The organism is Kutzneria sp. 744, assembly GCF_000568255.1.
Taxonomy (GTDB): domain Bacteria; phylum Actinomycetota; class Actinomycetes; order Mycobacteriales; family Pseudonocardiaceae; genus Kutzneria.
The window spans coordinates 2,156,436-2,179,797 of the sequence record NZ_KK037166.1; the positions used below are offsets into that span (position 1 = coordinate 2,156,436).

The window sequence follows — 23,362 nt, forward strand, 5'->3', positions numbered from 1 at the left end:
GGGCCAGCCCCATCTACACACGGCACCCTGGCCGAGACCGGCATCGACCTGCTCGGCCTGTTCGCCGACCACCCCCGCCCCGACTCCGCCGCCCTGCTCGCGTCGTTGGGCTGGGCCGTCACCGTCAACACCTGCTTCGACTTCACCACCCGTCTGGGCGCGGGTCCCCTGCCCGTCGCCGCCGATCCCTTGGCCAGCAACCGCTGGGTCATCGCCACGACCACACCCTCACCGTAAAATCGGGCAATGGCCCCCACGCGACGGAACACCTGGCTGTGGGTGGCCGTGCAGGTCGTCGCGGTGCTGGCGCTGCCGGCCGTGACGAACTACGCCACCAACGACCGGCCCGACTGGCTGCCGTCACCGACGGTGGTGTGGGTGGTGGCGCTGGCGTTGGCCGCGCTGGTGATCGTGGCGGCGTACCGGGAGCGGGCCGACCACGCGGCCGGGGAGCCGCGGGAGCGGCTGGCGGCGCGGATCCGGCGGCAGTGGACGGCCGAGGCGGCGGCGCTGAGATCAACCGGCCGGCGCCGATCGAGGTCACGTGGTCGGAGTCGGGACGGCCGGTGGCGGCGCCGGCGGCGCCGTCATCGGGGGTCTGGTCGGCGGGCGGCCGAAGTCGCTGCGGCTGCGGGGCGGCGTCGGCGATCTGGTCACGGCGTATCGCGCGCTGCCGCGCCGACAGCTGGTGGTCCTCGGCGGTCCCGGCGCCGGCAAGTCGGTGCTGGCCATGCAGCTCACGCTGGGGCTCCTGGACAGCGGCGAGCTGCCGGTGCTGCTGTCGCTCGCGTCCTGGGATCCGAACCGTGAGCAGCTCGAAGCGTGGCTGGCCCGACGGCTGGCTGAGGAGTACCCGCTGGCCCGGCGGGCGTCCGAGCGGCGGCGCATCGCCGAAGAACTGGTGCGCGGCGGCTGCGTGGTGCCCGTGCTCGACGGGCTGGACGAGCTGGCGGATGCTTTGCGGCCCAAGGCATTGGACGCTTTGGACGCCGCCACCGGCGGTCGCCCGCTGGTGCTCACGTGCCGTGGGGACGAGTACGAGGACGCGGTTCGTCGCAGCGAGGGCGGCCCGCTGTCGCAGGCGGCAGTCGTGGAGATCGAGCCCGTGCGAGCCGGCGACGCCGAGCAGTTCGTCACCGCTCGCGGCCACGACGGCGAAACCCGCTGGGCGCCGGTTTTCACCGAGCTCCGCGCCGATCCCTCCGCGCCGGCCGCCGCCGCGCTGACCAGCCCGCTGATGTTGTTCCTGGCCCGCACCGCCTACCGGGGTGCGGCGAGCACACCGTCGGAGCTGCTGGACCGCGGCCGCTTCCCCGAGACGTCCGACGTGGAGGCCCACCTGATCCGGGGCTTCCTGCTCCGCGCGTACCCGAGCTCACGGAATGCCGTGGCGTGGCTGGGTTTTCTCGCCCGCAGCGTCCGTGACCGCGACACCGGCGAGATCCGCTGGTGGACCATCGGCATGGTGGCTTCCCGCACGCAGCTGTCCGTCGTCGCGGTCATGGCGGGCTGGTTCGGCGCAGTTGTGACCCGGGTGTTCTCCCTGCTGCCCGGCACGCGGTGGTGGGACCTCGTCGTCAGCTATGTGATCATGGCCGCCTTCGGGCTCGTGCTGGCGGGCCTGGCCTTCACCGCGGCCGAGCGGTCGCGGCGCCGGACCATCCAGTGGGGTCAGGTGCTGCGGGCCGCCGGGCGCGCGACGCTGATCGGTGTCGGCGTGGCGGTCGGGCTCACCGCTCTGGGCTTCCTCGTCTACGCGTGGGAACGCTTTGCCCCCATGGGCCTACGCATGGCCGTCGAGTGCTCCGAGCTCGACGCGCCGCAGGACTGCCCGGTCCGACAGGACTTCTCCTTGATCGACATCCTCTCGCAGCTCGCCACGCTCGGGCTGAGCACCATGGTCGGATTCACCGTGATCGCCTTCGGGACAGCGCTGATGCGCGCCGAACCCGACTCCGACTTCGCTGACGCGCCGGGCCCGGACCGGCTACTGCGCACCGACCGCTCCGTCGCCCTGACCCGAGCCCTCGTGGTCGCCATGCCCGCCTTCGGCCTCGTCCTGGGACTGCACCAGTCCGACCTCGTGCTCGCCTTGGCCGCCGCCGCTTGGCTCACGGCCATGGCCTTGCTGTGCTCCGCCAGCACCTGGTTGACCATCGCCACCGTGCCCCTCGCGCTGGCCGGCCGTCTGCCTTGGCGGCCCATGCGCTTCCTCCGTGACGCCCACGTCCGCGGAGTGCTGCGGCAGGTCGGCGGCGTGTACGAGTTCCGGCACAAGCTGCTGGCCGAGCACCTCGCCGGCCGCTAGATGTTGGTGGCGACGTCGTTGGCGGCGATCCGGGCCTGATCCTCGCCCAGCGCACCGCCGACGCTGACGTGCACCGCCTCCGCCAGGCCGCGGCCGCCGCCGGTGAAGTTCCGGTAGGTCATGACGATCTCGCACGCGGCGCTGCCGTCCGTCGGTGTCGACACGAAGCCGTTGCGGGCGCCGAACTGCGCCGGGACGCCGTCCTGATCGGCGTTGGGCGGCGGGCCCTGGTCGAACCAGACCTTGGCCCAGCGGTCTTCGGTGCCCCACTCGCAGGTCCAGCCGCCGAACTTCGGGGTCTCGCTCGTCAGCGGCAGGCCGAGCCGGGTGAGCGTCGGGGAATCCAGGCCGGTGCAGGCATTCCGGTTGGCCAGCGACCACGACGGGAAGGTCCGCACCCTGCTCCAGGGAGCCGTCCGTGTACGTCGCCAGCGCGGCCCGCGCGGCTTCGCTCGCGATGGCGCACAGCAGCTCGCCGCCCTCGTCCGACTTCGCCGCGATGTCCATGACATACCAGCCATCCAGCATCAGCACCCGGTCGCACCCGCCTTCGTCCAGCGGGTCGTTCTCCATCAGCACCGAGCCGAACCGCTGCTTCGGCGCGGTGTCCTTGGGCGTGGCCGTCTTCTGGAACTGGAACTCGACGTCGATCTCCCGCTTGCGGTCGGGGCGGTGCAGCGTCAGATCGCACCGGTCGAAATTGCCGTAGTGCTGGTCCAGTTCGGTCGGCCCGAACTTCGCCACCGCCGCCTCCGCCTTGCGGGCAAAGGCACACGGGTCCACCCGCTGCTCGTCGCCCAGCACCCGGGCCGGCCCGGTCACATCCGCCAGCGAGCTCGCCCCGTCCGTCACCGCCAGGCACAGCACCACCACCAGCACGGTCATCTGCCCCGCATACCGCCACTGGTGTTGGTAGACGTGCACCGTGCCGTTGTAGATGATCTTGACCCCGCCGTTGACGATCTTGGCCATCACGCCGCGATTGACCCGACACCAGTTCATGACATGTTCGCGAAACACGACTGTTCACCCCAGGCAACGGAAAGCGCTCTCGGAAAGCGTGCTGCCTACCAGGGCCGGATCACCGCTTCTACCTCAAGCCAGGGACTCGCGCGGGAATCACCCACCAGGACTGCGAGATGACCCCACCGGGAAGATCATCGCGCGCCGATGCTATTCCGGGTCGTAGCGGCGGATCTCCTGGGTCGCGGCGACGAGGGGGCGGGGGTCGGGGACGCCGGCCTGGACGAGGAGGTTGCCCAGCGCGGTGGCTTCGACGGGGCCGGCGAGGACGGGGAGGCGGCAGGCGTCGGCGGTGAGCTGGCAGAGCAGGGAGTTCCTGCAGCCGCCGCCGACGATGTGCACGACGTCGATCTCCTTGCCGGACAGGCGTTGGGCGTCGAGCAGAGTGTCACGGTAGGCCTGGGCGAGGCTGTCGAGGATGCAGCGGACGATCTCCGGCGGGTCGGCGGGGACGGACTGGCCGGAGGCGCGGCAGGCGGCGACGATGCGGGAGGGCATGTCGCCGGGCGGGAGGAACTCGGGGGCGTTGGGGTCGATCACGGAGCGGCGGGGCAAGGAGGCGGCGGCCCGGAGCAGAGGCTCGCGGTCCAAGCCCCAGACGCGGAGGGACTCCTCCAACAGCCACAGACCCATGACGTTGCGGAGATAACGGACGGTGCCGCCAACGCCGCCCTCGTTGGTGAAGTTGGCGGCGAGGCTGTCGGCGGTGACCACGGGACGGTCGAGCTCGACCCCGACCAAAGACCAAGTGCCACAAGATATGTAGCCGAAGCGGTCGGTGGTGGCGGGCACGGCGTAGACGGCGGAGGCGGTGTCGTGGGAGCCGACGGCCACGACGTTGCCACCGATAGCGGAGCCCGGCTGACGGAGAGGCGGGAACATACCGGCGGGAATACCCAGGCGGGACAGCAAAGCGGTGGACCACTGTCCGGTGTGGACGTCCAACAGCTGGGTGGTGGAGGCGTTGGTGTACTCGGCGCCGATCTCGCCGGTGAGCCAGTAGGCCACCAGGTCGGGCATCAGCAGCAGGTGGGAGGCCTGCTGTGCCAGGGGATCGGCGACGAGCTGGAACAAGGTGTTGATGGGCAGGATCTGGATGCCGGTGATGCCGTAGAGCTCCTCGGCGGGGACGGAATCCAGGACCCGGGCGACCATGCCGCCGGTGCGGGAATCCCGGTAGCACACGGGGTCGGCCATGAGCTCACCGGAGGAATCCAGCAAACCGTAGTCGACGGCCCAAGAATCGATGCCGACGGAGCGAACGTCCAAGCCCCGCAGGCCTTCCTCCACGGCGCGGCGGAGGAAGGCGGCGTCCCAACGCAAAGCGCCGTCCCTAACTGCGGGACGGTACGAGAACCGGGACACCTCCCGCAGGGACAGCCGATCGGCCTCGACGCGTCCGAGCATGATCCGCCCGCTGGACGCGCCGAGGTCGACGGCGGCATGAGCTCCAGTCATCGCAGGAACGCGGCGGCGACACCGGCATCGACCGGGACGTGCAGCCCGGTGGTGCGGGACAACTCCCCGCCGGTGAGCACGAAGATCGCGGCGGCGACGTGCTCGGGCAGCACTTCCTCCTTCAGCAGGGTCCGCTGGGCGTAGTACTCGCCCAGCTTCTCCTCGGGCACCCCGTACACGGCGGCCCGCTGCGCGCCCCAGCCGGAGGAGAAGATGCCGGAACCCCTCACCACAGCGTCGGGGTTGACGCCGTTGACGCGGATGCCGTGGGCGGCGAGCTCGGCGGCCAGCAGCCGGACCTGGTGCGCCTGGTCGGCTTTGGCCGAACCGTAGGCGACGTTGTTGGGCCCGGCGAAAACGGCGTTCTTGCTGACCACGTAGACGATGTCGCCACCGATGCCCTGGGCGATCATCACGCGGGCGGCGGCCCGGGACACCAGGAACGAGCCACGGGCCATCACGCCGTGCTGACGGTCCCAGTCCGCGTCGGTGGTGTCCACCAACGGCTTCGACACCGACAGGCCGGCATTGTTGACCACGAGGTCGATGCCGCCGAAAGCCAGGCAGGCGGCGGAGATCGCCGCTTCGACAGCGTCCGAAGAGGACACATCGGCATGCACGGCGACCGCCGTGGAACCGATCTCCTTGGCCACAGCCTCGGCGGCGGCCAGATCGCGGTCGGCGACGACGACGCACGCGCCCTCGGCCGCCAGCCGCAGGGCGGTGGCCCGGCCGATGCCGGAGCCGCCGCCGGTGACGAAGGCGACCCGGGCCGTCAACGGCTTCGGCTTGGGACGCCGACGCAGCTTCGCCTCCTCCAGGTCCCAGTACTCGATCCGGAACTTCTCGCTCTCCGGGATCGGCTCGTACCGGGACACGGACTCGGCCCCACGCATGACGTTGATGGCGTTGACGTAGAACTCCCCGGCCACCCTGGCGGTCTGCTCGTCCGCGCCGAAGGAGAACATGCCGATGCCCGGCACCAGCACGATCGCCGGGTCGGCCCCGCGCATCGCGGGCGAGCCCTCGACGGCGTGGCGCTCGTAGTAGGCCCGATAGTCCTGGCGGTACTCGTGGTGCAGGTCCCGCAGGCGCTCCACAACGGACTCGAACGGAGCGTCGGCCGCCGTGTCGAGGATCAGCGGGCGAACCTTGGTGCGCAGGAAGTGATCCGGGCAGGACGTGCCGAGGGCGGCCAGATCCGGCGCCTTGGAGCCGGCGAGGAACTCCAGCACCTCGGGGGAGTCCGTGAAACGCCCGACCTGGCGGTTGTCCGTCGACGCCAGGCCGCGAATCACCGGCGCCAGGGCCGCCGCCCGCGAGCGCCGCTCCTCCGCCGACAGCGGTTGCCACTGCGGCACGACGGAACCGAACGGCTGCGCGGATCCCCGCTCGTCGAGGAATGCCTGCGCCCGCCGGATGATCTCCAGCGAATTGGCCTGGCACTCCTCGGAAGTCGCACCCCAGGCGGTGATCCCGTGACCGCCCAGGATCACGCCGATCGCCGCCGGATTGGCCCGCTTGATCTCGCCGATGTCCAGCCCCAGCTGGAAACCGGGCCTCCGCCAGTCCACCCACGCCACCCGGTCGCCGAAGCACTCCCGGGTCAGCGCCGGCCCGTCGGCCGCCGTGGCCAGCGCGATGCCGGCGTCCGGATGCAGGTGATCCACATGGGCGGCGTCGACCAGGCCGTGCATGGCCGTGTCGATCGACGGGGCGGCGCCGCCCTTGCCGTGCAGGCAGAAGTCGAACGCGGCGACCATGTCGTCCTCGCGCTCCACCCCCGGATACACATCGACCATGGCGCGCAACCGGTCCAGCCGCAGCACGGCCAGCCCGGCCTCGGTCAGCGTGCCGAGATCGCCGCCGGATCCCTTGACCCACATGAGTTCCACGTCGCCGCCGGTGACCGGGTCGCGGTCGACCGCCTTGCACGACGCGTTGCCGCCGGCGAAGTTGGTGTTGCGCCGGTCGGCCCCGATCGAATGCGCTCGGTCCAACAACAACGAGACTTCCGGGTTCACGCGCCCCATCCCATCGCCGAGCCGCCGACCCGCTCGGCCTCGATCTTCTGCTGGTAGCCGGACCGGTGGTACGCCCCGATCGGGTCCGGGTCACGCCCGTCCTCGGTCCGCAGCTCCGCGAGCAGCGGCCGGACGTCGGTGTTGTAGGCGTCCATCAGCGCCGCGTTCGCGCCGAGCACGTCCCCCTCGGCCTGGGCCTTGGCCAGCGCCGCACGGTCGACGAGCAGCGCCTTGGCCGTGGCCTCCTGCACGTTGAGCACGGACCGGATCATCGCCGGCACCTTGGGCTCGATGTTGTGGCACTGGTCGAGCATGAACGCCACATCGGCCTCGGGGGCCAGCGCGTCCGCGGCGACGATCTCGTGCATGATCCGGAACAGCTGGAACGGGTCCGCCGCGCCGACCATCAGGTCGTCGTCGGCGTAGAAGCGGCTGTTGAAGTGGAAGCCGCCCAGCTTTCCGGCCCGCAGCAGCAGGGCGACGATGAACTCGATGTTGGTGCCGGGCGCGTGGTGGCCGGTGTCCACCAGCACCTGGGCCTGCGGCCCGAGGTTCACGCAGTGCGCGAACGAGGTGCCCCAGTCCGGCAGGTCCATGGTGTAGAAGCTGGGCTCGAACAGCTTGTACTCCACCAGCATCCGCATGCCGTCGGGCAGCTGTCCGTACACTTCGGACAGTGCCTCGGCCAGCCGGTCCTGCCGGGCCCGGATCGAGTCCTGCCCCGGATAGTTGGTGCCGTCGGCGAACCACAGCGACAGGATCGTCGACCCCGTCTGCACCCCGACCTCGACGCACTCCAGCAGATGATCCGTGGCCTTGCGGCGGATCTTCGGGTCGGGGTTGCAGACGCTGCCCAGCCGGTAGTCGTCCTCCTGGAACACGTTGGGGTTGATGGCCCCGATGGCGATGCCGTGGTCGGTGGCGAACCGGGCCAGCGCGGGATAGTCGTCGACCTTGTCCCATGGGATGTGCAGGGCGATGCTGGGCGCGACCCCGGTCAGCTCATGGACCTTGGCCGCGTCCGCGATCTTCTCCTGCGGCGTGCGCGGCACGCCCGCCTGGGCGTACACCTTGAACCGGGTGCCCGAGTTGCCGTACGCCCACGAGGGCGTCTCGATCCGGTGGCTGCGCAGCTGCGCCTTCACGCCTTCCACGGCTCTCCTTCGCCTGCTGGCTGTCAGAAGTTGTACTTGTCGACGTTGTCCTTGGTGAAGGTCAGCGGCGGGCCGAGCACCACTTCACCCTTGGCGCCGATGGTGCGCTCGCCCAGCTCACCGGCCTTGAACTTCTCGCCTTCCTTGCCGGTGATCTGCCCCGAGGCCAGCGCGACCGCGGCGTAGGTGGCCAGCTCGCCCAGCTGCGCCGGGTCCCACAGCTCGATCGAGCCGACCGTGCCGTCCTGGATGAACTTGCGCATCTGGTTGGGCGTACCCAGGCCGGTCAGCGCGACCTTTCCCTTGTAAGACGAGGAACTCAGGTAGCGCGCGGCCGCCGCGACGCCGACCGTGGTCGGCGAGATGATGCCCTTGAGATCAGGGTGGGCCTGCAGCAGGCCCTGGGTCTTCTGGAACGAGGTCTCGTCGTCGTCGTTGCCGTAGGCGATCTCGTCCAGCTTGATCTTGGCGTACTCCGGCTTGGCCAGCTCCGTCCTCATGATGGCGATCCAGGCGTTCTGGTTGGTCGCGTTGGCCGTGGCCGACAGGATGGCGATCTCGCCCGAGCCGCCGATCGCGTCGGAGATCAGCTTCACCTGGCCGGCGGCGATCTCCTGCGAGGAGGCCTGGTTGATGAACACGTCCCGGGCGTCGACGGCCGCGTCGGAGTCGAAGGTGACGACCTTCATGCCCTGCTTGCGGGCCGCCTTCAGCGCCGGCGCGACAGCGTTGCTGTCGTTGGCCGCCAACAGGAGCGCGTTCTGGCCCTGCTGAGCGGCGGTGTTGATGTAGGTGACCTGGGAGGACGCGTCGGCGTCGGACGGGCCGGTGGCCTTGAGCTGCTCGCCCAGCGCCGTCGCGGCCTTCTCGGCGCCGCCCTGCGCGACCGTGAAGTACGGGTTGTTGACCTGCTTGGGCAGGAACGTGATCTTCAGGTCCTTGGCCGTCGCGGCGTCGGGGTTGGCGGTGGTCTGCGTCTGCCCGCCGCCGTTGTCGCCGCCCGAGTTGCTCTTGGTGGTGCCGCCGCAGCCGGCGAGCAGCAGGGCGGCGGACGCGACGATGATGGCTTTCCTCAAGGGTTCCCACCGTTTCATGGCGTGCCTCTCGACATTCGCTGGGTCACGGCCGGCGCGAACACGCTGGCCAACAACAGAAGTCCGGTGACGAGCTTCACCACCTCGGTGGCGATGTCGTCGACGATGAGCGCGTCGGTCAGGCCGCCCAGCACGAGCGCGGCCAGGATCACGCCGCCGATCGTGCCGCGGCCGCCGAAGATGGACACGCCGCCGAGCAGCACCGCGGTCACCACCTCCAGCTCCAATCCGGTGCCGTTGTCGGCACGGGCACTGGCGAACCGCAGGGTGTAGACGATGCCGGCGAGCGCGGCGACCGCGCCGGTCAGCACGAAGAGAATGAACTTGATCCGCTTGACCCGGATGCCGGAGAACCGCGCGGCCTCCTCGTTGGCCCCGATGGCGAACACCGCCCGGCCGAACGTGGTGGCGTGCAACAGCAGCCCGAACACCACCGCCAGCACCGCGAAAAGGAGGATGGGGTAAGGGATCCAGGTGCCCGGCACCGGCGTGGTGCCGAACTGCGTGTAGCTGTCCGGGAAGTCGGCCACGGCCTGGTCGCCCAGCACCACGAAGGCCAGCCCCCGGTACAGCGCCAGCGAGCCGATCGTGACGGCCAGCGACGGCAGGCCCAGCTTCGTCACCAGGAACCCGTTGACGGCCCCGCACAGCGCGCCGACGATGATCACGACCGGCAGGATGGCCTCCAGCGGCCAGCCCTCGTTCCACAGCGCGCCCATCAGGGCGCTGGACAGGCCCAGCACCGAGGCCACCGACAGGTCGATCTCGGCCGCCACGATGACCAGCGTCAGCGGCAGCGCGATCAGCGCCATCACCGCGAGGTCGCTGCCCACGTTGAACGCGCCGCGGCCGGTCAGGAAGATCCCGCCGGTCGCCGCCGATCCGACCACCACGACCAGCACCAGCAGCACGGCCAGGGCGCTTTCCCAGCGCAGCAAGGACTTCACGCGCTGACTCCCCTCGACTGCCGGCGCATCCGGGCCGCCACCCGCAGCGCGACCGACCGGTCAAGCGCGATCGCCCCGATCAGCAGGGCGCCGGTGATCGCCTGCTGCCAGAACTGGGCGATGTGCACGACCTCCAGCGCGCTGCCGATCGTGGACAGCAGCAGCGCGCCGAGCGCCGCCCCGGCCACGGTCCCGCTGCCACCGAAGATCGCGACGCCGCCGACCACGACCGCGGAGATCACCTGCAACTCCAGGCCGTTGCCGACCGTCGCGTCCACCGTGCCGTAGCGGGCGACCGCGAGCACGCCGGCCAGCCCGGCGATCGTGCCGGACAGCAGGAACGTCGTGAACACCCGGCGCCCCACCGGAATGCCGGCGAGCACCGCCGCCTCCGGGTTGGAGCCGATCGCGTACAGCTCGCGGCCGCTGCGGTAGCTGCCCAGGTGCAGGGCGACGATCCCGAGCACGATCAGCGTGATGATCACCAGGTACGGGATGCCGAGCACGCTTCCGCTGCCCAGGGCCAGAAAGCCGTCCGGCAGGTTGGCCGCGTTGATCTGCCGGCCGTGCGCCCACATGAAGTCCAGGCCGCGGAACACACTCAGCGTGCCCAGCGTGACGACCAGGCTCGGCACCTTGCCCAGCCCGACCAGGGCCCCGTTGAACAGCCCGCACAGCGCGCCCACCACGATGCCGACGACGACCGCCAGCACCGGGTTGACCGCGAAGGTGTCGGCCGTGACGAACGCCGACAGCCCCAGCACCGAGCCCACCGACAGGTCCACGTTGCGGGTGATCACGACCATGGTCTGACCGACCGTCAGCAGCGCCACCAGGCACGCGTTCAGCAGCAGGTCCCGGATCCCTTGCCCGCTCAGGAAAAGCGGGTTCACGATCGTCGTCACGGCGACGACGACCGCCAGGGCGATCAGGATCCCCAGTTCACGGATCGCCGTCACCGCCACCCCACCCCCTGCTGACGCAGGGAAGGACGCCTTACCCTCGTTGAACGCAGTGAAGGAGTCCTTCCCTGCATCAGGGTCGCCCTCATCCGGCCGCCACCCCCGTCGCCGCCAGCACGATCCGCTCCTCGTCCGCCTCGGCCCGGCTGAACTCCCCCACCAACCGCCCCTCCCGCACGACCAGCACCCGGTCGGCCATGCCCAGCACCTCCGGCAGCTCGGAGGAGATCATCAGGATGGCCACGCCCTGCGCCGCCAGCTCCGACAGCAGCCGGTGCACCTCGGCCTTGGTGCCGACGTCGATGCCCCGCGTCGGCTCGTCCACGATGAGGATCTTCGGCTGCCGGGACAGCCACTTGGCCAGCACGACCTTCTGCTGGTTGCCGCCGGACAGCACACCGACCGGGTCGGTGAGCCGGGAGAACTTGAGCTGGAGCTTGACCGCCCAGTCCCGGGCCAGCGACCGCTCGGCCGAGCTGCGCAGGAAACCTAAGCGGGACAACCGGTTCAGCGAAGCCAGGGCGGCGTTGCGCTCGATGGACGCCGCCAGCACCAGCCCCTGCTGCCGCCGATCCTCGGGCACGAAGCCGATGCCGGCGGCCATCGCCGCCCCCGGCGAGCCGGGCCGAATCCGCTTGCCCCGCACCAGAACCTCGCCGCCGTCGGGTTTGTCGACGCCAAACACCGCGCGGGCGATCTCGCTGCGGCCGGCCCCGACCAGCCCGGCCAGCGCCAGGATCTCACCCGCTCGAACGTCGAAGGAGACGTCGGTGAACACGCCTTCCCGCGTGAGCCGGCGGACTTCCAGCGCGGTGTCACCCGCCTCGACGTCCTGCTTGGGGAACAACGCATCCAGGTCACGGCCGACCATCAGCCGCACGACCCCGTCCGGCGTCTGCTCGGACAGCGGGCCCGACCACACGAAGCCGCCGTCACGCAGCACGGTGGCGTCCTGGCACAGCTCGAAGACCTCGTCGATGCGGTGCGACACGAACAGCACCGCCGCGCCGTGCTCCCGCAACGCCCCGACCACGCCGAACAGCCGCGCCACCTCGGTGCCGGACAGCGCCGCCGTCGGCTCGTCCATGATGATCACGCGGGCATCCGAGCTCAACGCCTTGGCGATCTCCACCAGCTGCTGGTCGGCGATGGACAGGCCGCGGGCCGGCCGCTTCGGGTCGATGTCCACGCCCAGCCGCTCGAACAGCAGCTCGGCCTGCTCGCGCATGGCGGCGGTGTCGACCATGCCGCCGCGGCGGGTCGGATGCCGCCCCATGGCGACGTTCTCGGCCACGGACAGGTCGCCGAACAGCGTCGGCTCCTGGTAGATGACGGCCACGCCGGCGGCCTTGGCGTCGGCCGGCGAGGCGAACCGCGTCGGCTCGCCGTCGACCAGCAGCTGCCCGCCGTCCGGCCGGTGCACACCGGCCAGGACCTTGATCAGCGTGGACTTGCCGGCGCCGTTCTCCCCCAGCAGCGCGTGCGCCCGGCCCGGAGTCAGGGTCAGCGACACCTCGCGCAGCGCCCGCACCGCGCCGAAGGACTTGCTGACCTCTGCCAGGGCGACCTCCACCGGCACCCTCCCCTAAATCGTTTCAACCCCCCACCGTCGGAAGAGTGCCGTGAGCACTCGAAGGTGTCAAGTTTCACACGAGTGACCAGGAGCTATGATTTTTGAAACGATTTACAGCCCGAACGGGAGAACAACGTGCCGGTCAGCATCAAGGACGTCGCCGCGCTGGCCGGGGTGTCCGTCGGGACGGTCTCCAACGTGCTCAACCGTCCGGACGTCGTGGCCGACGATACGCGCCGCCGGGTGCAGACGGCGATCGACGAGCTCGGATTTGTCCGCAACGAGTCAGCGCGGCAGCTGCGCACCGGCACCGCCCGGGCCATCGGGCTGATCGTGCCGGACGTCTCCAACCCGTTCTTCACCGACGTCGCGCGGGGCGCCGAGGATGCGGCCAGCGACGCCGGGCACGTGGTCATCCTGTGCAACAGCGACGAGTCCGAGCAGCGCCAGGACCGGCATCTCCAGCTGCTGGTCGAGCAGCGGGTGCACGGGGTGCTGATCACGCCGGTGGAGGCCGCGCCGGAGCCGGTGCTGAGACTGCGGGCGCGTGGCGTGTCCGTGGTCCTGTTGGACCGGCACGCCGACGTGCAGGACACCTGTTCGGTGTCGGTGGACCACCGGCTCGGCGGCACGCTGGCGATCAACCACCTGCTGGCCGAGGGGCACCGTGAGCTGGCGATGATCACGGGCCCGCTGTCCATCGCGCAGTGCCGGCAGCGCCTGGACGGGGCACGCGACGCGCTCGTGGCGGCCGGGCGCGATCCCGACGGGCTGCGGGTCATCGAGGTGGGCGCGATGAACGTGGTCTCCGGCCGCAATGCCGGAGAGCGGGTGCTCGCCGGAACGCGCAGGCCGGACGCGCTGTTCTGCGCCAACGACCTGCTCGCGCTCGGCGTGCTCCAGGTGATGGTGCGCGCGGGGGTGCGCGTGCCCGGAGAACTCGCCATCGTCGGGTACGACGACATCGACTTCGCGGCTGCTGCCGCAGTGCCCCTGACTTCCGTGCGACAGCCGAGCAGGCTGCTCGGTCGGCGCGCGGCGGAACTGGTGCTGGGCGAGACCCAGGCGCCGCAGGAGCACGTCCATCATCACGTGGTGTTCTCCCCTGAGCTCGTGGTCAGGGAGTCCAGCCGGCGGTTCCGTTAGTCGAAGCCGCGCATGATGAGCGGCTCGTAGCCGTCTTCGCGGTCGGCGTTCCAGACCAGGCTCTGCTGCGGCAGCTCCGGTCCGTCGCCGTCCTCCTCGCCCCAGTTCCAGCTCCAGGCGCGAGGGCTGTCGTCGATGTCCAGTCGTCCCATGGGTTTCTCACTCCCCAGATCTCATGACGTTCGGGCTTCCTTCGGTGTCTCCACTTCGCTGTGGCCAACATCACTGTGCCTGAGCGCAACCTTGGACTCAACCAAGTTTAGGGATCTTCTGTTCGGTTTATAGGGGTTCTCTAGAAGGTTAGCCATACCTAACCTCCCTTTAGGTGACAGTTCCGCCGTTCCGGCCGGTCCTGGTGTATCGGGCGGCGGGCGCCGTCACCTGACGTATCGAATCCGCAGGTCACACGGTTACAGTCGGGCTCGTGCCGCGGGTGCTCCGGACCGGTCGGACGTACGTCTCAGACAGTCGATTAGTCGCCGCAGATTCAGGGCGCGCTGTCCAAGGTTGAACCGATCCAGGGCGGTCCCACCCGAGCCGCGAATAGGGGTGGGCGCGGCGATCGGGGTGCCCGTCGGCGCCGCCCGGCGGAAGGGCGAGCCCGGTAGGGTCGCCGTCGGGGGAACCGAGACGACCGAGCATATCGCTAGTTTTTGCCGATGTCGTGTGCTCCCCACTGTCATCTAGTTGCCAGGGGGTTACATGTCAGCGGTCACCGACCTCGCCGACGCCTTCTTCGAGCTGATCCTGGACCGCTTCCCGATCGGCGCCAGCTTCATGGGCGTGCCCGGGCACGACGACCGCCTCACCGACTTCGGCAAGGCCGCCGAGCAGCGGTTTCACGCCGCCGTCCGCGCGCTGGCCGAGCGGGCCGAGGCCGTGCCGGACGAGGGCCTGACCCAGTCCGACCGGATCACCAAGCGGATCATCGCGCACCAGGCCGAGGCGCTGTCCCGGCAGATCGAGGGCCGCGCCCTGGAGTTCACGGTCAGCCCCCTGTTCCTGACCGCCGTGCCCGGTCTGCTCATGTCGCTGGGCGACGTGCCCCTGACCGACGACTTCCCGGCGCGGCTGGCCATGCTGCCGTCGGCGCTGGAGACCATCGCGGACCGGCACCGCGCCGGCCTGGCCGACGGGCTGACGCCGGTGGCGCACCTCGTGGAGCAGACGATCGCGCACCTGGACGGCCATCTGGCCACTGTGGACACCTTCATCCGGTCGGAGGAGTGCCGCCCGGTGGTTCTGGAGAAGGTGGCGCCGGCGATCGCTGCGTACCGGGACTTCCTGGCCGCCGAGATGCTGCCGCGGGGCCGGGACGCCGAGCACGCCGGCCTCTGCTGGCTGCCCGACGGCGACGCGCGGTACGCGGCCGCCGCCCGCGAGCACACCACCACGGCGCTGACCCCCGACGAGCTGCACCAGATCGGGTTGGACGTGATCGCCGGGCTCGCCCGTGACTACGTCGAACTGGGACGGTCAGTGTTCGACAGCGACGACCTCCAGGAGATCTTCCGCCGGCTGCGCGACGACCCGTCGCTGCGGTGGTCCAACGCCGAGGAGATGGTCGCCGCGGCCGAGGTCGCCGTGCGCCGGGCCGAGGCCGCCGCGCCCGCCTGGTTCCGGACGCTGCCCGATTCCCCTTGCACCGTCGCGCCCTATCCCCCGTCCGTGCCCGCCTCGACGCCGCCGGCCTACCGCCACGGCACCCTCGACGGCTCCCGCCCCGGCACGTACTACGTCAACACCGCGGTGCCCGCGGAGTCCGTCCGGTACAAGAACGAGGTCACGTCGTTCCACGAAGCCGTGCCCGGGCACCACTTCGAGGTCACCAACGCCGAGTCCCGCAGCGAGCTGCCCATGCTGCGGCGGACCGGCTCCGTCACCGCCTACCGCGAGGGCTGGGCCCTGTACTCCGAGCGGCTGGCCGACGAGATGGGCCTGTACACCGACGACCTGGCCCGGCTCGGCATGCTGATGATGGACTCCACCCGGGCCGGCCGCCTCGTCGCCGACACCGGCCTGCACGCCAAGGGCTGGTCCCGGCAGCAGGCCATCGACTACCTGCTGGCCAACACCCCCATGGCGCGCCACCATGTGGTGTCCGAAGTGGACCGTTACATCGCCGCGCCGGGGCAGGCGCTGGCGTACATGGTGGGACGCTTGGAGATCCAGCGCCTGCGCCGGGTCGCGGAGGCGCATCTCGGCGACCGCTTCGACATCCGCGACTTCCACGAGGCGGTACTCGGCGAGGGGCCGGTGCCGCTGTCCGTGTTGGCGGAGCTCATCACCGAATGGATGGAAAGCGCGTGAGCCAGTACTTCGACGTCGGCGAGCGGACCCTGTGGAATCCGTCCAACGGGCCCGGGCGATTGTTCGTGGAAGTGGCCAAGGCGCTGGAGTCGGTGGCCGAGCTGCCGTGCGGGATCGGCGTCGGCCAGTGGGGTCCCGGCGACCCCGACAGCCACGGCATCGACCTTCCTGCCTTCTCCGCGTTCACCGACGCCCTCGTCCGGCGCTATCGGGAGTCCAGCCACCTGATCCTGCGGTCGCTGATGGAGGGATTCATCGCCACCGCCATCGTTCTGGTCGAGCGCGGCGGCGGGACCGTGCCCGCGTTGAGCGAGGAACCGGGGACCGACAACCGGGACGTCCAGGTCGGCCCCCACGGCCGAGCGCCCAAGGCCGACCCCGACCGCCTGGTCGAGTTGGCCGCCGAGCACTCGGGCTCGATGGCCTGGTGATTTTGTGACGGCCGGGCGGATCCTCATCCGCCCGGCCCGGTTTCAGTCGGCGACGAGCACGTTTCCCTTGCGGCCCAGGCCTCGTTCCTGCTGCCGGCGGACAAGCCAGCTGCCGGGGGCCACGCCGCTGCCCCCGTGCTCGGGGTGCACGAGGTAGGCCGGCGCGATGTTCTCGAACACCGCGATAGCCAGCCCCGTGGGGTCCGTCACGGCATTGGTCCATCGGCACTTGCCGCCGTCCGCGACGAGGGTGTGCGGGTTATTGCCGTCCTCGCCGCGCACCAGCTCCACGCCGCCGGGCGGCACCTCGCGCCAGGTGACGAAGCGCCAGACGTCGACCGTGGGGAGCATGGACAGCGGGATGACGATCAGGTCGCCCTGGGCCTGCATGCCGTCCACCACCGGGACGGTCACCTCGCGCTCCAGGTGGTCCAGCACGTCGAGTCCGGACCGGTCGAGCAGTTCAGCCAGTTTCATGGTGATCACCTTGGGAGTCTTGGGGTTCAGGTGCGGCGCAGGAGCCGCGAGTACTGGTGTGCCGTCAGGCCGTAGGACCAGCCGGCGGCCTCCAGCGGGTCGTCGAACCACGGCGGCACCCGCAGGCCGTACCAGCGTCGGGTGCCGTCCCTTTCCGCGGATCCGTTGACCGCCAACAGGATCCGGGTCTTCCACTTCGGCCTGTCTTCGTACAGGCGGAGTTCGCAGCCGGGATTGCCGGGATCGTCGGCCCGGTCTATCAGCCTCAGGCCCGCCTGCTCGATGTAGTTCGGCCAGCCCAGGTGTTCGATCGCGCAGCGGCGCACCTCGATGTTGGACTCCGCCGCGATCGCTTCCACCGTCGGGTTTTCGATGACCCAGGCCGGCACGCGGGCGCCGTGCCAGCAGTGCACCGCCCAACCGTCCGGGTACAGCAGGGCCGGTCCGCTGTCGCTGTGCAGCTTCCCTTCGGCCGTTCTGAGGGCCAGCGGCCGTTCGGCGATCACGCACACCGCGTCCCTCGGCCACCACCAGCCGCAGGATCGCACGATCTGCGCCAGGAGCAGTAGCCGCTCGGCGTCGTCATGGTCGTACTGGACGCCCAGAACCTGTTGGCACAGCTCGTAATTCGCCACCCAGTCCGCGTCCTGTTGGCCGTACCAGTACAGGCCGTACCCGGTCGTCAGCTCCGCCCGTATTCGGTCCGCCACGCCCGTGCGCACCGTTTCTCGCAGCGGCACAAGCACGGCTCTGTCCACCTCGGACAGGTCGAGGTGGCTCAGGTAGGCGTCAAGCCCTTGGCGCATATCGGAAATCAGCGTCGCGATGCGGCTGGCCAGCGGCCATTTGGCATCGAACCCCAGCGTGACCAGCGACGGTTCCAGCACCTCGCCCACCGCGCCCGGCGACCCGATCCACACGAACTCCGGCGGCGGCTTCCCGAGCAGGCCGTACAGTCGGCCGATCGCCTCTTCCGCCGCCGCCCGGTCGGCCCCGACCGTGCTCAGCGCGTGGCCCAGCCACTCCGCTGTGAAGCGGGTGATCTCGGGCCAGAACTCGGAAACCTCGATGCGGCGACTCTCGCGCCGCTGGTGGCGCCTCACCGCGCCTGGGCGTACACGCCCTTTCCTTCAGACATGGACCGATCATGACAGCGCCACCCCTTTCCGCGCAACCAATTCCCATATGTCACGTTTGAGTCAAGGCGGACATCCCTTGCGGACCGGCGCACGTCCTAGGGACAAACAGCGAGCCCAAGGGGGACACACCAGTGACCAAGCGAGCCGATTTCTACGACGCGCCGGCGCACGACTACCTTCGATACTGGGACGGTCGTGACTACGAGAACGCCGCCGAGCAGGCCGCGATCCGCCGTCTGCTGCACGGCCGGCACTTCACCTCGGCCGCCGACGTCGGCGGTGGATACGGCCGACTTTGCCTGCTGTTGCAGGAATTCGCTGACCGTGTCACCCTGGCCGAGCCCAGCAGCCGGCAGCTGGAGATCGCCGCCACCTTCCTGGCCGATCACCCCCGCATCGAGCACCGTCAGATGCAGGCCGACGCCCTGTCCTTCGCCGACGGCTCCCTCGACCTGCTCACCATGATCCGCGTCATGCACCACATTCCCGAGCCCAGCACCGAGTTCTCCGAGATCGCCCGCGTCCTGCGCCCCGGCGGCACCGCCGTCATCGAGGTCGCCAACCTCGCCCACGCCCGCAACCGCGTGCGCTATCTCCTGCGGGGTCAGCGAATTCCCCACCTCCCCGTCGACATCCGCTCCGAGGCCAACCGCCACGACGACGAGATCGCCTTCGTCAACCACAACCCCCACACCGTCATCGAGCAGCTCGCCCGCGCCGGCCTGCGCACCGAGCGCCTCCTGTCGGTGTCCAACCTCCGCAGCACCACCCTGAAGAAGGTCCTGTCCCACCGCGTCCACGTCGCCGCCGAGGTCGCGTGCCAGCGCGTCCTGGCCCACACCTTCTTCGGTCCCAGCGTTTTCCTGCTGCTACGCAAGGCCTGAGGTCGGTGATTCTGGGTTCTGGGTTCCGGGTTCCGGGTTCGGTGGCGGCCGTAACTCTCTTCGGCATGCGGTGGTGGGGTGGAGGGGGCGCGAGGTGGGTGCGGAGGGTGGGGTGCGTTGCGCGGCATCGGTGAGTGGGTGCGTGCGTTTACAGAAGGCTTGGGACGGGTCGGAGGGTGGGAGATTGATTGTGGTGAGGGAAGCGTTGTGCGGGAGGTCTGGAAAGCGCTTTCCAGCGAAGGGATTGAAGGCCGCCACGATCGTGTACAGGTTGGCGCGTAACGGAAGTCGATCACATATCGGGAGTAGAATGGGGGTATGTCAGCGAATCCTGAATTCCCTGCCGACACCGAAGGGTGGCAGCACGGCGAACTGGAGCTGTGGCAAGCGGGCGAGGAAGCCGAGAGCCTGTATCGGGCGCTCTACATCCAGCAGCTGGAGCGGGTGTGGGAAGTCTGGGACCGATCAGTGAAGTCGAAAGAGGACCGGACCTCCATCGTGTCGACAATGGTGATCCGCTGGCGGCTCCCCATCAGGGAAGCCCGTGAACGGCTTCGATACGCGGAGTTGTTCCACAGCCAAGCGATCCGCGAAGCAGGCCGCGCTGGGGCGTTGGATCGGCAGCATCTGAAGATCATCCACGAGACGTTGCGGATAGCGCCGGCGGTCGAGCGGGACCGGGTTGAGGCGTCACTGTTGGAGAACGTCCAGTTCGACGAGGGCGAGTTCAAGAACATCGCGCAGCGGATCCTGTTCCACCTCGACCAGGACGGCAAAGCGCCCGATGACCGGGAGTTGCGGGCACCGAAGCGGGAGTTCCGTTTCGAACGCAAGCTGGACGGCAGCATGGTGTTCTGGGGAAGGCTCGACCAGGAGTACGGGGCGAAGATCGCGGCGATGCTCAGCGCGCTGGCCAAGCCGACCTCCGGCAAGGATCCCCGCACGACAGCGGAGCGGCAGGGGGATGCGTTCGCGGAGATCATCGAGCTGGCCTCCCGTAGCGAAGGCCTGCCGGAGCAGGGCGGTGAGCGGCCGCACCTGACGTTGTCGATGTCGTTCCAGGATTTCATGGACAACACGGGTGTGGCGAAGGTCGAGGGTGGCGGCGTGATGAGCGCGGCGGAGGCACGGCGGATCGCCTGTGACAGCACGGTGATGCGCCTGGTGCTGGGGGCCGGTAAGGAGATCCTGAATGTGGGGCGGCAGCAGCGGACGGCCCCGAGGGGGATCCGCAAGGCGCTGATCGAGCGGGACGGCACCTGCGCGTTCCCCGGCTGCGCGACGGAGCCGGCGCGGTGTCACGCCCATCATGTGGTCGAGTGGGCCAATGGAGGACCCACCAGCCTGGAGAACATGGTGCTGTTGTGCGGATCCCACCATAGGTTGATTCACCACAGTCGGTGGACCGTGACGATGGTGGATCAGCGGCCGGTGTTCTCCGACGGGCTCGGGGAAACGGGCTAAGAGGTCACGACCTCCGGCGACGGCTACGGGCCACGGCCAGGGGGTCGCCTTCGGGGCGGGGGATCTCGACGTCGCCGAACATCTGGCGCTGCTCGGCCGGGGACCAGGCCACCGTGGCCTCCGAGGGCGACGGCGCGGATGTCTGAGGGGCCGACGGCTCGGGCTGGTGCTTGCGGCTCCACCAGCGGCGGCTCGGCTCGCGGTCGACGGACTCGCGGCCGGCCGAGGGCTCGGGCTCCGGTGGTTGGTGGTTGCCGACGGCGCGCTGCGCGGCCTCGAGGAGCGCGGCCTCCCGCTGGGCGGCCTCACGCTCGGCCATCAGCTGCTGCTCGGCCTCCCACTGGGCGGCCTCCCGTTGGGCTATCTCGCGCTGCGCCGCCTCACGACGAGCGGCCTCGTGCTGGGCGGCCTCACGCTGGGCCGCCTCCCACTGCGCGGATTCCCATTGGGCCGGTTCCTGCTGGGCCGACTCCTGCTGGGCGGCCCACTGAGCCGACTCCCACTGAGCCGATTCACGTTGCGCCGCTTCCCACTGCGCCGCCTCGCGTTGAGCCATGTCCCGCTGAGCGGCCTCACGCTGCGTCATCTCGCGCTGGGCCATCTCCCGCTGAGCCAACTCGCGCTGCGCGGCCTCACGCTGGGCGACTTCCCACCGGGCCAAGTCGCTGCGGGAAATCGGCTGCGAATGCGGCACCGGCGAAAGCGGACTCGGGGCCGGACCCCATCCGGACTCCCGCGCGACCAGCTCCCGGAACTCCGACTCCCACTGGTCCGGCTCCCACTGCTCCGACGCCCGCTGAGCCCGATCAACCCGAGGCTGCTGCGCACGCTCAGCCTGGGGCAGCTCGGACCTCGGCCGGTCAACCGGGAAACGCTCGACCGGAGGCTGAGGGACCGGAGGCTGATGGGACGGAAGCTGGTGCGACGGGGCCTGGTGCGACTGGGGCGGCTGGACCTGGGGCCGATCATGGCGGCCCGACCGCATCTGCCCCGGCTCGGCCGACCGGGCAGCATTCATCGGGGCGGAGTTCAGCTGGGACGAGTTCATCTGCGGGGCATTCAGATGAGCCGCGTCCATCCGGGCGGAATCCATCGGGGCCGCATTCAGTCGGGACGAGTCCATCTGGGGGGCATTCAGATGGGACGGGTCCATCCGGGCGGAGTTCATCTGCGCCGGGTTCATCTGCGCCGCGCTCGGCTGCGCGGGGTCCATGTGAGCGCCCGAGGATTGGGCGGCCTGCAAACGGGCGCCGTTGACGTGGATGGACTGGGTGAGGCCGGCATCGGCCTGGGCGGCCTTCAACTGGGCCGGGGTCATGCGGAGGGACTGGGTGCGGCCGGACTCCAAGCGGGCGGCGACCAGGCGGGCGATCTCGATGTGGTCGGCGTCCACGTGGAGGGACTGCGTCAAGCCGGCCCCAGCCTCGGCGGCTTCGAGGCGCGCGGCCTCACGCTGAGCGGCCTCGAACAGGAGGCATCGCGTTGGGCCGCCTGGCGTTGAGCAGCCTCGAACAGGGCGGCCTCACGCTGGGCGGCCTCGCGCTCTTCCTGCTTCACGTTCAAGCGCCTCACGCTGAATGGCCTCACGCTGGGCGGCTTCGAGCTGGGCAGCTTCGAACAGAGCGGCCTCGCGCTGTGTCGCTTCACGCTTGGCGGTGGCCTCCAGCAAGGCGGCCTCGCGCTGCGCGGCCTCGCGTTCAAGGGCCTCGCGCTGGGCGGCGTCGGCCAGGGCGGCCTCGCGCTGGGCGGCCTCGAAGAGGGCGACTTCGCGCTGAGCGGCCTCGCGCTCGGCGGCCTCCCGCTCGGCCTCCTCGCGGAGGGCCTCCTCCTGGCGGCGGCGGGCGGCGCGGCCGCCGGAGACGCGGGCCGAGGGGGCGGCGACGCGGGGCAGCGGCTGGGCGGGCTCGTGCTCGACGGACCAGGACTCGCCGTCGACGGAGCGTCGGGCCTCGGAGCGGGTGGCGAACTTCTCCACGTACTCGATCCACCGGGCGTAGGCGTGCGACTGCTCCCACTCGGCCAAGGAGGCCTCGCCGTCGAAACGGTAGAAGACCTCCCACTCACGGCCGGTCGGAGCGGCGCCCATGACGCCGGCGCCGAGGTAGCCCGGCTGCGTCGCGGCCGTGCCGAGCAGCGAGGTGGCGGACACGGAGAACTGGCTTCCCCGCCCGCGACGCACCTGATAGCTCAGAGTGACGGTGATCGGCCCGCTCATCTCTGCGGCACACCCCCTTCAGGCATCCGGCTAGAAAGTACGCGGCACCGCAAGGACCGGTTCAGGCGATTCCGGGACCGCAGGTTTCAACGACGAGGCCGAACCGGTACAGCAGCGCGGAGATTCGAATCTCGACGTGCGTTGTCGAACGTGGGTGTGACACTTCGATCCCACCGCGAAGGGGGACGTGGCGACCGGACCCCGCCTGCGGAAGGACCCGCCATGCAGCTCAGACCCAAGGCCGCGCTGGCCACAGTGCTCGCCGGTGTCCTGCTCACGGCCGCCTGCGGCGCCGACGCGGCCCCTCCCCCGGCACGCAAGGCGCGGCGGTCGACGCCGGACTGCTGGCCTCGGCCAAGGCCAATCTTGCGCCGTACACCGGCCACCCGAGCCCGTTCCCGGTCACCGAGCCCTTGGCCCGACCGCTCCCGCCGGGTACGACATTCGCGGTACTCCAGTGCTCGACGCCGGTCTGCGCGCAGATCGCGGCGACCACACGGCAGGCGGCCGCGGCGGTGGGCGCGCAGCTCACGGTGACCAAGGGCGGGGCGTCGGCGCAGGCGCTTCAGCAGGCGACGAACAGCATCGTCGCGGCGAAGCCGGCGGCCGTTCTGATCCCGGCCTCGGACCCGGTGCAGTACCGCGACCAGATGGACCAACTGGCCCGTCTCCCGGTTGGGCACCGGCGATCCGACCTCCGGGCCGTCGTTCCTGCTGCCCCGCCTTCTCGGCCGTTTTCCTCGGCTCCACGCA

20 protein-coding genes and 1 pseudogene are annotated in these 23,362 nt (G+C 70.2%); 8 read left to right on the top strand and 13 right to left on the bottom strand.

The genetic code is table 11. The features are described 5' to 3' along the window. Both KUTG_RS60950 and KUTG_RS09555 read left to right on the top strand, forming a co-directional pair. Positions 1–237, top strand: a pseudogene (locus KUTG_RS60950) (hypothetical protein); the annotation flags it as partial. A 307-nt stretch (positions 238–544) separates the two neighbouring features. Next, on the top strand, positions 545–2,308 hold the full coding sequence (locus KUTG_RS09555; protein ID WP_043716406.1) for a hypothetical protein: 1,764 nt from the start codon (positions 545–547) through the stop codon (positions 2,306–2,308). Here KUTG_RS09555 and KUTG_RS09560 read toward each other — a convergent pair. From KUTG_RS09560 to KUTG_RS09600, 8 genes are all read right to left on the bottom strand, one after another. Further along, entirely contained in the window at positions 2,305–2,706 is a 402-nt protein-coding gene (locus KUTG_RS09560) for a hypothetical protein (protein WP_043716407.1), read from the bottom strand. The genes KUTG_RS09555 and KUTG_RS09560 overlap by 4 nt on opposite strands. Before the next feature lie 775 nt (positions 2,707–3,481). Further along, positions 3,482–4,789 carry a rhamnulokinase gene (locus KUTG_RS09570; protein WP_052394272.1) on the bottom strand — a complete coding sequence of 436 codons (1,308 nt, stop codon included), beginning with the start codon at positions 4,787–4,789 and terminating at the stop codon, positions 3,482–3,484. Beyond that, positions 4,786–6,822 carry a bifunctional rhamnulose-1-phosphate aldolase/short-chain dehydrogenase gene (locus tag KUTG_RS09575; RefSeq protein WP_043716409.1) on the bottom strand — a complete coding sequence of 679 codons (2,037 nt, stop codon included), beginning with the start codon at positions 6,820–6,822 and terminating at the stop codon, positions 4,786–4,788. The genes KUTG_RS09570 and KUTG_RS09575 overlap by 4 nt, the downstream gene beginning before the upstream one ends. Next, positions 6,810–7,958 carry an L-rhamnose isomerase gene (rhaI, locus tag KUTG_RS09580; protein ID WP_043728786.1) on the bottom strand — a complete coding sequence of 383 codons (1,149 nt, stop codon included), beginning with the start codon at positions 7,956–7,958 and terminating at the stop codon, positions 6,810–6,812. Before rhaI ends, KUTG_RS09575 begins: the two co-directional genes overlap by 13 nt. 32 nt (positions 7,959–7,990) lie before the next feature. Next, positions 7,991–9,061 (bottom strand): rhamnose ABC transporter substrate-binding protein, encoded by a 1,071-nt coding sequence (gene rhaS, locus KUTG_RS09585; RefSeq protein ID WP_043716410.1) that lies wholly within the window; start codon positions 9,059–9,061, stop codon positions 7,991–7,993. Next, a complete protein-coding gene (locus KUTG_RS09590; protein ID WP_043716411.1) occupies positions 9,058–10,008 on the bottom strand; it encodes an ABC transporter permease in 951 nt (316 codons plus the stop codon). Before KUTG_RS09590 ends, rhaS begins: the two co-directional genes overlap by 4 nt. Further along, on the bottom strand, positions 10,005–10,967 hold the full coding sequence (locus KUTG_RS09595; protein WP_232240729.1) for an ABC transporter permease: 963 nt from the start codon (positions 10,965–10,967) through the stop codon (positions 10,005–10,007). Before KUTG_RS09595 ends, KUTG_RS09590 begins: the two co-directional genes overlap by 4 nt. Positions 10,968–11,055: 88 nt before the next feature. After that, complete coding sequence (locus KUTG_RS09600) at positions 11,056–12,549, bottom strand: sugar ABC transporter ATP-binding protein (protein WP_043716413.1); 1,494 nt, start codon at positions 12,547–12,549, stop codon at positions 11,056–11,058. Positions 12,550–12,678: 129 nt separating this feature from the next. Here KUTG_RS09600 and KUTG_RS09605 point away from each other — a divergent pair, with 129 nt between their 5' ends. After that, on the top strand, positions 12,679–13,689 hold the full coding sequence (locus KUTG_RS09605) for a LacI family DNA-binding transcriptional regulator (protein ID WP_043716414.1): 1,011 nt from the start codon (positions 12,679–12,681) through the stop codon (positions 13,687–13,689). Here the strand turns inward: KUTG_RS09605 and KUTG_RS58220 are convergent. After that, positions 13,686–13,841, bottom strand: coding sequence for a hypothetical protein (locus KUTG_RS58220; protein WP_157494437.1), 156 nt, complete (start codon positions 13,839–13,841; stop codon positions 13,686–13,688). The two genes, KUTG_RS09605 and KUTG_RS58220, sit on opposite strands and share 4 nt — an antisense overlap. Positions 13,842–14,391: 550 nt before the next feature. On the opposite strand from KUTG_RS58220, the gene KUTG_RS09610 reads away from it, so the two are divergent. Together KUTG_RS09610 and KUTG_RS09615 are read left to right on the top strand one after the other, a co-directional pair. Then, positions 14,392–15,999: a DUF885 domain-containing protein gene (locus tag KUTG_RS09610; protein WP_043716415.1), complete on the top strand. Its 1,608-nt coding sequence runs from the start codon at positions 14,392–14,394 to the stop codon at positions 15,997–15,999. Next, positions 15,996–16,430, top strand: a complete 435-nt coding sequence (locus KUTG_RS09615; protein WP_043716416.1) for a DUF6086 family protein — start codon at positions 15,996–15,998, stop codon at positions 16,428–16,430. Before KUTG_RS09610 ends, KUTG_RS09615 begins: the two co-directional genes overlap by 4 nt. Positions 16,431–16,472: 42 nt before the next feature. Here the strand turns inward: KUTG_RS09615 and KUTG_RS09620 are convergent, their stop codons facing one another. Then, a complete protein-coding gene (locus tag KUTG_RS09620; RefSeq protein ID WP_043716417.1) occupies positions 16,473–16,907 on the bottom strand; it encodes a hypothetical protein in 435 nt (144 codons plus the stop codon). A 26-nt stretch (positions 16,908–16,933) separates the two neighbouring features. Then, a complete protein-coding gene (locus tag KUTG_RS09625) occupies positions 16,934–18,010 on the bottom strand; it encodes a DUF6745 domain-containing protein (RefSeq protein WP_232240731.1) in 1,077 nt (358 codons plus the stop codon). A 167-nt stretch (positions 18,011–18,177) separates the two neighbouring features. Between KUTG_RS09625 and KUTG_RS53185 the strand changes: the two genes are divergently transcribed. Together KUTG_RS53185 and KUTG_RS53190 are read left to right on the top strand one after the other, a co-directional pair. Next, positions 18,178–18,930: a class I SAM-dependent methyltransferase gene (locus KUTG_RS53185; protein ID WP_052394273.1), complete on the top strand. Its 753-nt coding sequence runs from the start codon at positions 18,178–18,180 to the stop codon at positions 18,928–18,930. 318 nt (positions 18,931–19,248) lie between these two features. After that, positions 19,249–20,394, top strand: coding sequence for an HNH endonuclease signature motif containing protein (locus KUTG_RS53190; RefSeq protein WP_052394274.1), 1,146 nt, complete (start codon positions 19,249–19,251; stop codon positions 20,392–20,394). A 4-nt stretch (positions 20,395–20,398) separates the two neighbouring features. Here KUTG_RS53190 and KUTG_RS09640 read toward each other — a convergent pair whose 3' ends face one another. Then, on the bottom strand, positions 20,399–21,805 hold the full coding sequence (locus KUTG_RS09640) for a hypothetical protein (protein WP_043716418.1): 1,407 nt from the start codon (positions 21,803–21,805) through the stop codon (positions 20,399–20,401). 111 nt (positions 21,806–21,916) lie between these two features. Next, positions 21,917–22,609 (bottom strand): antibiotic biosynthesis monooxygenase, encoded by a 693-nt coding sequence (locus tag KUTG_RS53195; RefSeq protein ID WP_052394275.1) that lies wholly within the window; start codon positions 22,607–22,609, stop codon positions 21,917–21,919. Between the two features lie 515 nt (positions 22,610–23,124). Here KUTG_RS53195 and KUTG_RS63355 point away from each other — a divergent pair. Then, positions 23,125–23,362: hypothetical protein (locus KUTG_RS63355; RefSeq protein ID WP_043716419.1), on the top strand; the 238-nt coding region annotated here is incomplete at its 3' end.